The 9,914-nt window shown below is 72.7% G+C and carries 12 protein-coding genes; 8 read left to right on the top strand and 4 right to left on the bottom strand.

The genetic code is table 11. The features are described from left to right. Positions 1-62: 62 nt before the first annotated feature. The 3 genes from ABZ806_RS13535 to ABZ806_RS13525 form a co-directional block, all read right to left on the bottom strand. Positions 63-1,256 carry a globin domain-containing protein gene (locus ABZ806_RS13535; protein ID WP_500217323.1) on the bottom strand — a complete coding sequence of 398 codons (1,194 nt, stop codon included), beginning with the start codon at positions 1,254-1,256 and terminating at the stop codon, positions 63-65. Positions 1,257-1,436: 180 nt separating this feature from the next. After that, positions 1,437-1,865, bottom strand: a complete 429-nt coding sequence (locus ABZ806_RS13530) for a pyridoxamine 5'-phosphate oxidase family protein (protein ID WP_500217321.1) — start codon at positions 1,863-1,865, stop codon at positions 1,437-1,439. A 66-nt stretch (positions 1,866-1,931) separates the two neighbouring features. Continuing rightward, positions 1,932-2,357, bottom strand: coding sequence for a pyridoxamine 5'-phosphate oxidase family protein (locus ABZ806_RS13525; protein ID WP_500217319.1), 426 nt, complete (start codon positions 2,355-2,357; stop codon positions 1,932-1,934). Between the two features lie 134 nt (positions 2,358-2,491). Here ABZ806_RS13525 and ABZ806_RS13520 point away from each other — a divergent pair, with 134 nt between their 5' ends. The 8 genes from ABZ806_RS13520 (at position 2,492) to ABZ806_RS13485 (ending at position 8,368) form a co-directional block, all read left to right on the top strand. Further along, positions 2,492-2,881 (top strand): hypothetical protein, encoded by a 390-nt coding sequence (locus tag ABZ806_RS13520; RefSeq protein WP_500217318.1) that lies wholly within the window; start codon positions 2,492-2,494, stop codon positions 2,879-2,881. A gap of 86 nt (positions 2,882-2,967) precedes the next feature. Next, complete coding sequence (locus ABZ806_RS13515; protein WP_500217316.1) at positions 2,968-3,849, top strand: Gfo/Idh/MocA family protein; 882 nt, start codon at positions 2,968-2,970, stop codon at positions 3,847-3,849. 3 nt (positions 3,850-3,852) lie between these two features. Further along, on the top strand, positions 3,853-4,245 hold the full coding sequence (locus tag ABZ806_RS13510; RefSeq protein WP_500217315.1) for a rhodanese-like domain-containing protein: 393 nt from the start codon (positions 3,853-3,855) through the stop codon (positions 4,243-4,245). Between the two features lie 178 nt (positions 4,246-4,423). After that, on the top strand, positions 4,424-5,134 hold the full coding sequence (locus ABZ806_RS13505; RefSeq protein ID WP_500217314.1) for a hypothetical protein: 711 nt from the start codon (positions 4,424-4,426) through the stop codon (positions 5,132-5,134). Positions 5,135-5,467: 333 nt separating this feature from the next. Further along, positions 5,468-5,959 (top strand): metallophosphoesterase family protein, encoded by a 492-nt coding sequence (locus tag ABZ806_RS13500; protein ID WP_500217312.1) that lies wholly within the window; start codon positions 5,468-5,470, stop codon positions 5,957-5,959. A 177-nt stretch (positions 5,960-6,136) separates the two neighbouring features. Then, on the top strand, positions 6,137-7,087 hold the full coding sequence (locus ABZ806_RS13495) for a DUF4365 domain-containing protein (RefSeq protein WP_500217311.1): 951 nt from the start codon (positions 6,137-6,139) through the stop codon (positions 7,085-7,087). Next, positions 7,075-7,419, top strand: coding sequence for a hypothetical protein (locus ABZ806_RS13490; protein ID WP_500217309.1), 345 nt, complete (start codon positions 7,075-7,077; stop codon positions 7,417-7,419). The genes ABZ806_RS13495 and ABZ806_RS13490 overlap by 13 nt, the downstream gene beginning before the upstream one ends. Before the next feature lie 91 nt (positions 7,420-7,510). After that, positions 7,511-8,368 carry a crotonase/enoyl-CoA hydratase family protein gene (locus ABZ806_RS13485; RefSeq protein WP_500217307.1) on the top strand — a complete coding sequence of 286 codons (858 nt, stop codon included), beginning with the start codon at positions 7,511-7,513 and terminating at the stop codon, positions 8,366-8,368. 79 nt (positions 8,369-8,447) lie between these two features. Here ABZ806_RS13485 and ABZ806_RS13480 read toward each other — a convergent pair whose 3' ends face one another. Further along, entirely contained in the window at positions 8,448-9,290 is an 843-nt protein-coding gene (locus ABZ806_RS13480; protein ID WP_500217305.1) for a patatin-like phospholipase family protein, read from the bottom strand. Between the last annotated feature and the right edge of the window lie 624 nt (positions 9,291-9,914).

The raw sequence follows: 9,914 nt of genomic DNA, 5'->3' as shown, positions 1-9,914 counted from the left end.
CGGGGACGAAGAATGCTCCCACCCCGCGCCGGGGTGGGAGCATCACCGTTCCCGGCGGCGGGTCAGCGGATCCAGAGGTCGGGGCCGAAGACCTCGTAGTGGATGCGCTCGTCGGAGACGCCCGCGTCCAGCAGGCCGCGCCTGATCTCGCGCATGAACGGCAGCGGGCCGCACATGAACACGCGGGCCTTGTCCGGCAGCGGCAGCTCCGACACGTCGATCCGGCCGCGCCGGACGTCCGCGCCGAGCCCGCCGTCGCCGGGCTCCTCGTACCAGGTCAGCTGCCGGAACCCGGCGATCCGGCGGCCCGACTCGGCGATCTGGGCGCGCAGCGCGTGGGTGCGGGGGCTCCGGTCGGCGTGGACGGCGAGGACCTCGCGGGACGGGTCGGCGGCGGCCAGGTGGTCCAGGACCGCCGCGGCGGGGGTGATGCCGATGCCCGCGCTGATCAGGACGAGCGGGTCCTCCCCGTCGTCCACCACGACGTCGCCGAACGGCCGGGACAGCTCCAGCTCATCGCCGGGCGCCGCGTGCTCGAACAGGTACTGCGAGACGGCCCCGTCCGGTGCGGCGTCCTCGCCGCGCACCCGCCGGACGGTGATCTGGACGGTGTCGCCCGCGGCCCGCGACAGCGTGTACTGGCGGGGCTGGCGGAGGCCGTCCGGCAGCGTCACCGCGACGGACACGTACTGGCCGGGACGGTGCGCGGGGACCCCGCCGCCGGCGGGCGCCAGCACCAGGGAGACCACGTCCTCCGCCTCGTCGCGGCGGTCCACGACCCGCCACGGCGTGTACGGGGCGGCCGGATCGCAGGCGGTGTCCTGGTAGAGCCGCGCCTCCTCGTGGATGAGGAGCGTCGCGAACAGCCAGTACACCTCGGACCAGGCGGCGTGCACCTCCGGCGTGACCGCGTCGCCGAGCACGGCGCCGACCGCGTTCATGAGGTGCCGCCCGACGAGCGCGTACTGCTCGGGGCGGATGCCGAGCGAGGCGTGCTTGTGCGCGATGCGCGGCAGCATCTGCTGGAACGGCATCGTGGAGTCGGGGTCGACCAGGTGCGCGGCGAAGGCGGCCACCGAGCCGGCGAGCGCCTGGCGCTGCTCGCCGTTGGCCTGGTTGCCCTGGTTGAACACGTGCCGCAGCTCGGGGTGCGCGGCGAACAGGGCGGAGTAGAACCGGCCGGTGATCTCAACACCGTTGGCGCCGACCGCGGGCAGCGTGGCCCGCACGGTCTCGGCGTGGTCGGACGAGAGCATCAGAAGCCTTCCTGTGGGGGCGCCGCCGCGGGCGCGGCGGCGGGGGAGTGCGCGTGCTGGACGCCCCTGGCGACCGCCCGATCTTATTGGCGATGCGCCAATAAGAGCTGTGATGTGCACCACACCGGCCCCGGAAGCGGGGTCACGCCAGGGACGGCGCGCGGCGCGCCTCGAGCGGAATCAGCGCGCGGGCCCGCCGGCGGGCGGGATGCGGCGGCCGGTGACCCGCCACAGCGGGATGCGGATGAAGTGGTCGCGCGGCCCCGGCGCCCACGGCCGCAGCGGCAGCCGGGCCACCCGCGCGGCCTCCGCCGGATCGGTGACCGCGCGGGCCTGCCCGACCGCCGCCACCGACCAGCCCGTCCGGGCGGCCGGGTCGAACGCGTCCACCTCGAACGCGACGATCGCGCCGCGCAGCGCCGCGTCGAACTTCGAACCCGGCGCGGTGCGGACGACCACGGCCTCGTCGCCGTCCAGGACGAAGGTGACCGGCTGGATCGCGGGCAGCGCCTGATCGGTGTAGACCACGCGCCCGACCGGCGCGGACCGCAGCAGCGCCACGCACTCCTCGCGCCCGAGGATCTCCAGGTCTTCTCCGATGGCTCGCATATCACCAGGGTCCTCGACGGGAGGCGGGGGACACAGGGGCGAACGTCCCGGGCCTCACCGGAGGCGTCAGGAGTCGGCGGGCACCCGCGCGCCGATCCGCCGGCCGGTGATCAGCTCGGGCCGGATGCGGACGAAGTACTCCCGCTCGCCGGGCGCCCAGCTGCGCAGCGGCAGCGCCTCCAGCGCGGCCGCGTCGGCCGGGTCGGTGACGTGCCGGGCGGGACCGACCGCGACCACCGACCAGCCCGTCTCCGCCGCCATGTCGAACTCGTCGACCTCGAACGCGACGATCGTGTCGGCGGCGGCCTTGGCCAGCCGCGACGTCCGGGACGTCCGGATCACGATGTCGCCGCCGGCGACGGCGAAGTTCACCGGCTGGACGGCGGGCAGCGCGTGGTGGGTGAACACGATCCGCCCGATCTCCGCGCGCGCCAGAAGACGGCGGCACTCGTCCTCGTCGAGGATCTCCAGGCCGCTGTGGTCGAGCTGCATGGCTCCAGCGTGGAGCCCCGGCGCGCCCGCCGTTAGGGACGAAGGTCCCGAATCACGGGGTGGTGCCTGACCAGGCACGTCGGGGCGGTAACGTCCCGGACAACCCCGACGAATCCGCCCCGCCTGGAGGTCCCGTGCTCGCCCTCACCGCCGCCGACGTGCGCCTGTTCCTGCACGTGCTCGCCGCGACGATCTGGGTCGGCGGCCAGATCACGCTCGGCGCGCTCGTGCCCGCGCTGCGCGGCTACGAGGGCGTCACCAAGATCGCCGCGCGCCGCTACAACCTGGTCGCCTGGCCCGCGTTCGCCGTCCTCGTCCTCACCGGGATCTGGAACATCACCGCGGGCGACATCGGCGGCCCGGCGCAGCGCACCCTCGAAGTGAAGATCGTGTTCGTCCTGCTGTCGGGCGTGGCGGCGTTCCTGCACACCCGCGCCACCTCCAAGGCCGGCCTCGCCGTCTGGGGAGCCCTCGGCATGGTCGGCGCCCTCGCCGCCCTCCTCTTCGGCGTCCAGCTCGGCTGATCCGCGGCCGGCCCGCGGCCGCACCGGCGCCCGCCCGGGACGTCTTCGGTGAACTGACCTGCGAGTAGATCGTCTAGGTTTGCCCTATGAGCGATTCTGTGGCGGTGGGGCTGGTCGGAGCGGGACCCTGGGCGGGCATGGTGCACGCGCCCGCGCTGGCGGCGGGGCCGGCGACGCGGCTCGCGGGCGTGTGGGCGCGGCGGCCCGAGGCGTCCGCCGAGCTGGCCGGAAAGCACGGCGCGCCCTCGTTCGCGCGGATCGAGGAGCTGTTCGACGCCTGCGAGGCGGTGGCGTTCTCCGTCCCGCCCGACGTCCAGGCCGACCTGGCCGCCCGCGCCGCCCGCGCCGGGAAGGCCGTCCTGCTGGAGAAGCCCCTCGCCATGGACCTGGACGGCGCCCGCCGGGCGGCCGGCGCCATCGCGGAGGCGGGCGTCGTCTCGCAGATGGTCTTCACGCTGCGCTACTCCCGCGCGGCCCGCGACTTCCTCGCCCGGGTGAGCGGCCTCGACCCGTTCGGCGGCTACGGCTCGTTCGTCTCCTCGGTGCTGAGCGGCGGGCCGTTCGCCACCCCGTGGCGGCTGGAGAAGGGCGCGCTGCTCGACCTCGGCCCGCACATCGTCGACCTGCTGGACGCCTCGCTCGGCCGCGTCGCCGGCGTCCGCGCGCACGGCGACCCGCTCGGCTGGCTCGGGCTGACCCTGGAGCACGAGGGCGGCGCGGTCAGCCAGGCGTCCGTCTCGATGGCGGGGACCGGGGACCTGCCGCCCGCCCGCGTCGAGGTGTACGGGCGCAAGGGCCACGCCCTGCTCGACTGGTCGCAGCTCGGCGACGACGCGTTCGCGACGATGGTCGCCGAGTTCGCCGCGGCCGTCCGCGGCGGGCGGGCCCCGGCGCTGGACGTCGCGCACGGCCTGCGCATCCAGGAGATCCTCGCCTCCGCCGAGGCCCAGCTCGCCGGGCAGGGCTGACCCGTGCCCCGGACGATCGAGGAGATCCTCGCCGCCGCGCGCGACCGGCTGGACCGCCTGGACCCCGGCCGCGCGCACGCCGAGCTGCGCGGCGGCGCCGTGCTGGTCGACATCCGCCCGGCGGCCCAGCGGGCGGACGAGGGGGAGGTCCCCGGCGCGCTGATCGTGGAGCGCAACGTCCTGGAATGGCGCTTCGACCCGGCGTCCGGCGCCCGGCTGCCCGAGGCGACCGGGCACGACGTCCGCGTCATCGTGTTCTGCTCGGAGGGCTACACCTCCAGCCTCGCCGCCGCGTCCCTGCACGATCTCGGCCTGACCCGCGCGACCGACATCGACGGCGGGTTCCGCGCCTGGCGCGCCGCCGGGCTGCCGACCACCGGGGGAGCCGGGCGCTGAGCGCCGCGGCGCGCACAATTCACCTGTTTCGGCGGTCGATATCGCATCCGTCTTAGTGTCCGGCCCGCTATTTTTAGCGGCGAACTTATAAGACATGAATTTGTTTTCCATTGGGCCTTGCTTTTTGCGATCACTGGGGTAGAAAAAGTCAAACCCCCTCCAGGGAGGAATACCCTCAGTGAAGGCTCCCATCACCAGGCTGGCCCTGCCGCTGGCCGCCGCGTCCGCGGCACTCGCCATGGCCGCCACCGGCGCGTCGGCCGCCACCACCACCATCCGCCAGGACACCGCCGCCGGAGCGCCCTACTCCGGCAACTGGCAGGTCTCCACCGTCGGGCCGCTCACCTTCTCCGTCGTCTACCTGGGCTCGACGGTGACCGGCTCCTGCGACAGCGCGACCCTGCAGGGCACGGTCGAGTCGTCGGGCCCCGGCGAGCTCACCGCCGCGTCGATCGGCGCCTGCCAGACGTCCAACGGGCTCAGCTCGCCCGCGACGGACCTCGACCTGTCCGAACTGCCCGACAAGAGCGGCTCGATCGCCTACGACCCCGTCGCCGGCGGCCGCGACGGCGTCCTGTCCATCAACGGCGGCCTCAGCTTCAAGCTGGAGGGCAACGTCCTCGGCATCCCCCTCACCTGCTACTACGGCTTCGAGACGGGCGGCGCCCCCGGGCTCAGCTTCGACGTCTACAACCGGGACAACCCGAACCGCCCGCTCCCCGACCGGGACGACGCGCAGGGCAAGTCCGACAACATCACCCTGGTGCGGCAGTCCGGCAGCAGCTTCCTCTGCCCGTCCAACGGCACCGGCAGCGGCGCCGGGATCGCCCGCGGGGAGAGCACCCCCGGCTCGGGCGTCTTCGACCGCAAGCTCTACCTGACCGCGTAGCGCGGGCCCGCGGCACGGAGCGGCGGCCGGTCCCCGGGGCCGGTGCAAGGGAGTGATCATCCACCCCGGGGCCGGCCGCCCTCACGTGCCCTCGCGGTGCTGGGTCGCCGTGTCGGAACGACCGGGGGCGTACGGCCGGGATCCTTCGGGACGAACGCGAGGAATTCGAGCCTAACTCCGCTGGTCAGCCCTGTGTAATGACAGGGTGCTTACAGTTGTTTCCCACCGGTGTCCGGATCCCGCCGTGGCAAAATCACCGGGAATCACCCGCATCCGATCGGGGACGCCGGCCCGCATCGGTTTCATCCCGCCCGGTGCGGAACAATCGGGGGCGTGAGAGCGGTGGCCCTTTCCGACACGCACGCGCCCCGGCGCTGGAAGTCGTGCCCGCCGCGGGTGGCCGAGCACCTGCGCGGCGCGGACGTGATCCTGCACGCCGGCGACGTGTGCACGGCGTCCGTCCTGGACGAACTGGCCGAGTACGCGCCGGTCCACGCGGTCCTCGGCAACAACGACGGCCCCGACGTCGCCGCGTGGGGCGCCCCCGAACGCCTCGAACTCGACCTGGACGGCCTCGCCATCGCGATGGTCCACGACAGCGGCCAGGCCCGCGGCCGGACCGCCCGCATGCGCCGCTGGTTCCCCGCCGCCGACCTCGTCGTCTTCGGCCACTCCCACATCCCGCTGGACGAAACGGCCGACGGCATCCGCATCTTCAACCCCGGCTCGCCCACCGACCGCCGCCGCCAGCCCCACGGCACCCTCGGCCTCCTGGACATCCACGAAGGCCACCTGACCACCGCGAAAATAATCCCCATCACCTGAACCACCGCACCTCGGCGGCCCCTCCGCATCCGGGGCGTCACCTGGATGAGCCTCGGCTCCCCCCCCCGCCTCAGCGTGCCGGCACACGCCTGGACACCGTTACCGGCGCCGGTCTTGGATGGTCCGGCCGGCTGCGAGCAGCCGCTCCGTCCCACAATCGCCCGGAAACGAGGTGGCATGCCCACAGTCCCCGCCGGTCGCAGGGTGGCCCGCGCCGCCGTCAACGCCCTGCGCGCCCTGCTGGAGCGGCACGACCACATCGTGCACGAGGTCGACGGCCAGAACGACTTCGGCGAGGACCTGCACGTGGAGTTCACGGTGGACGGCAGGCGCACCGGCGACCTGGTCAAGGCGCAGATCAAGGGCGGCCGCTCATGGCGCGGCAAAGGCGGATACCGCGTTCCGGTCGACCACCATGGTGAATCGTGGGCGGACGGCAACGTACCCGTGCTCTGCATCGTCCACGACCCGGACACCGAAACCCTCTACTGGGCCAACGCCACGGAACAGTTGCTTTCGGCGCGTCGCCAACGACGGGTGCTGAAGAGCATCGTGATCGATGAGGCCAAGGTGCTGGACGACGGCACCGTGGCCGCCTTCGTCGTCGCCGCGCGCCATTACCTGAGTCGCTACCGGGGCAATCAGGCACTGCAGGCGCGCATCGGCGAGATGGCCGGGGCCGAGTTCGAGACGTCCGACATCGTCCTGCACTTCGTCAACGAGCACGGGGAGGACCTCGTCTTCTGGCAACGCCAGGGCGAGGGGTACGCGACGCTCCTGCACAGCGATCTCGACTGGGAGCCGGAGTTCATCGGGCCGGAGATGCTGCACTTCGACATGTCCCTCGGCCTACGCGGCGTCGACCCGGTGCCCACGGTGGGAGACACCATCCTCAACCCAGGGGAAGCGCTGTGGCTCGCCGCATGCTTCGAGTCGACCGAGTGGGCGCGCCGCCCTCGGCAGGACCAGGCGCTCCCCGTATCGATCCGGCCGTCTCGCGCGAGCTCGGAGAACTCGAGTCGGATGCCGCGGTGCGGGCGGAGGCCGCCGCCGCGTCCTATGACACCTGGGACGATATGTCCCCGGTGGCGAGGCGCCTCGCCACCCACTACCTGGTGGACCGAGTGAACCTCGGCCTCCCGTCCGACCCCATCGGCGAGCAGTTCCGCATCGTCTGGCGTTGGAGACGCCCCTGGGGCGAGTACGGCTTCTCCGCCAGGGTGGGCCGGCCGAGCACCCGGCCGACGTCGCGACGGGAGATCGTCGCGGCTCGCCGGCTCGCACCCGGCGACACCGTCTACTGGCTGAGCCGGCATGGCAACGAGCGAGGGCGACGCGTCTCCGAGACCTGGTGGTCGGAGGAGACACCCGGCGCCGTCTGCGTGCTCTTCGACAACCTGTCGCTGGGGGACACCTTCTGGCCGGGTGAGGAGTTCGCGAGGACGAAACGGGCGACCTGATCCGCGGGCCCGAGGGGTCGCCCTCGACGGTCGCGGGGACGGCATGGAATCGTCCCCTTGAGATGATCGCCTCGACGGAGGGGAGCGGGGGATGACCCACCGCGTCACCGTGAACGTGCACGAAGGGGTCGCCGATGTGCGGCTCAACCGGCCCGACAAGCTGAACGCCCTCGACATGGCCACGTTCGACGCGCTCGCCGAGACGGGTGACGCGCTGGCGGCGGACCCGTCCGTCCGGGCCGTCGTCCTGTCGGGTGAGGGACGTGCCTTCTGCGCGGGACTCGACTTCTCCGGGTTCGCCGCCATGGCCGGCGACGGGGAGCGCACCGGTAACGGTGAGCGGACGAAGCGGCTGCTGAACGACATCACGGACCGCGAGCCGGGACGCATCACCAACCTCGGGCAGCAGGCGGTGCACGTCTGGAGGGAGATGCCGCAGCCCGTCATCGCCGCCGTCCACGGGCACGCGCTCGGCGGCGGCCTGCAGATCGCGCTCGGCGCCGACATCCGCATCGTCGCGCCCGACGCGAAGCTGTCGGTGCTGGAGATCCGCTGGGGACTCGTCCCGGACATGACCGGCACCGCCGCCCTGATCCGCCTCGTCGGCGAGGACGTCGCGAAGGAGCTCACCTTCACCGGCCGCATGGTGTCCGGCGAGGACGCCGCCCGGATCGGGCTCGCCACCCGCACCGCCGACGATCCGCGCGCGGCCGCCACCGAACTCGCCCGGGAGATCGCCGGCAACAGCCCCGACGCGGTACAGAGTGCGAAACGGCTGCTGAACCGCGCGGCGGACCACGACCTCGCCGGGCAGTTCCTCGAGGAGTCGCGGGCGCTCGGCGCGCTGCGCGGCGGCCCCAACCAGATCGAGGCCGTCCGCGCCTACTTCGAGAAGCGCCCGCCCTCCTTCACCGCCCCGGCCACCGCTCCGGGAACCGCCCCTGGCTGACGCGGAGACACTGCGGCGTGCCGACCGGCGGGGCGGCACGCCGCAGTGAGTCCGCGCGGGCGGGAGTCCGGTCGCCGGGCTAACCCCAGAAAGGGGCGATCTTCGCGGCCGTCGCCTGTCCCTGGGCGAGCCCCGCGTCCGCCGACGGGGTGCGGGTGGACGGGTCCAGCGGGTCGGTGCCGAAGGCCGCCAGCGCCGCCTCGTCCGGGGTGATCACCTCGACGCCCCCGCCCTCGCCCTCCACCGCGGCGATGTCCACGGCCAAGCGGGGATCGTCCATCGGCGCGATGAGCAGTACCCGTTCGTACCCCGCCGCGAGGTCGAGGTTGTTCACCGAGCGCACCCCGCCGTCCACGAAGCGGATGCCGCCGATCGTCACCGGCGGCCAGATCATCGGGACGGCGCAGCTCGCTGCGACGGCGTCCACGAGTGACACGCCCGAGTCGCGGTCGAAAAGGCGGAGGTCGCCGGTCAGCGCGTTCACCGCCGTCACCCTCAGGTCCCTCGACGGCCATTCGCGGACGGGCAGCCGCGCCTCGATCACGGCCTGCCGCTCGGCCTCGTCAACGGTGTCGGCGGCCAGCGCCCGGGCCCCGAGCCCCTGGCGGATCGCCGCAGGGTCGCTGTTCTCCTGCGCGAGCCGCATCCAGATGTCCGCGAACTCCGCGACCGTCACACCGCTTGACGGGACCAGCTCCCGGTTCTGCAGTGCCGGATCGGCCTGGCGCGCGAACAACTCCCCGATGGGCAGGCCGCTGCCGACCTGGGCCGCCACCGCCGAACCGGCCGAGGTGCCGAGCAGGAGATCCGCGCCGGTGACGTCCGTTCCCTCAGCGGCGAGGCCCGCGAGCACCCCCGTCAGCCAGGCGATCCCCGCGACACCGCCGCCACCGAGCACGAGCGCACGCTCGTTTCCACTCATAGTTCGTCCTTCCCCGTCGTGACCGTCAGAGCGTACGGCGGGAAGAACCGCCTGCGGCGCGCGCGCTGCCGAGCCTGTGCCCCGGCGCGATGCCGTACCCGGCCAGGTCTGGAGCGGAATACCGGCGGCGCCGTGCTCGTTGGAGGACTCGACCACGTGCGCGAGGAGAGTGTGCGTGAGGGTCCCAGAGTGTCGATTTGACGTCGACGCTCGGACAACGTAAGTTAACCCCTCGTCCCCTTCACGGATGCAGGACGCCCGCATGGCGGCCGGCCGGACGACGGGGAACCCACCTACGAACCAGCCGATGCGGCTTCGTCGCGTCTGCTGTGCCGTGCGGTGGCGTCGGAAAAGGCTCCGTTTTGACAATCGGGCCGGATCTGATGAAATAGCTTCACCGCTCCGAAGGTGCCGCGCAAGCGGCATTGGACGGGCGTTATCGAAGAAGGCCGAAATTGACAGACCGGCCGGATCCGGTAAAGTAAGACGAGTCAGCCCCAAGGCGGGAAACGCGAAAGCGGGTCCAGCACGGTGGGTGTCCGTTTCTTGAGAACTCAACAGCGTGTTAAAAGCCAGTGCCTTTATCGGCTCGGTCGTTTTTCGGCCGGGTCGCCCCGTGGCCAT

The organism is Spirillospora sp. NPDC047418 (genome assembly GCF_040643275.1).
Classification (GTDB): domain Bacteria; phylum Actinomycetota; class Actinomycetes; order Streptosporangiales; family Streptosporangiaceae; genus Spirillospora.
The sequence above is the reverse complement of the archived record's forward strand: the minus strand, read 5'-3'. Positions and strand labels throughout refer to the sequence as shown.

Bases quoted from the DNA above. Each gene is read 5' to 3' on its own strand.
- ABZ806_RS13480 (WP_500217305.1), bottom strand. From the start codon at position 9,290: ATGAGTGGAAACGAGCGTGCGCTCGTGCTCGGTGGCGGCGGTGTCGCG.
- ABZ806_RS13535 (WP_500217323.1), bottom strand. From the start codon at position 1,256: ATGCTCTCGTCCGACCACGCCGAGACCGTGCGGGCCACGCTGCCCGCG.
- ABZ806_RS13530 (WP_500217321.1), bottom strand. From the start codon at position 1,865: ATGCGAGCCATCGGAGAAGACCTGGAGATCCTCGGGCGCGAGGAGTGC.
- ABZ806_RS13525 (WP_500217319.1), bottom strand. From the start codon at position 2,357: ATGCAGCTCGACCACAGCGGCCTGGAGATCCTCGACGAGGACGAGTGC.
- ABZ806_RS13485 (WP_500217307.1), top strand. From the start codon at position 7,511: ATGACCCACCGCGTCACCGTGAACGTGCACGAAGGGGTCGCCGATGTG.
- ABZ806_RS13515 (WP_500217316.1), top strand. From the start codon at position 2,968: ATGAGCGATTCTGTGGCGGTGGGGCTGGTCGGAGCGGGACCCTGGGCG.
- ABZ806_RS13495 (WP_500217311.1), top strand. From the start codon at position 6,137: ATGCCCACAGTCCCCGCCGGTCGCAGGGTGGCCCGCGCCGCCGTCAAC.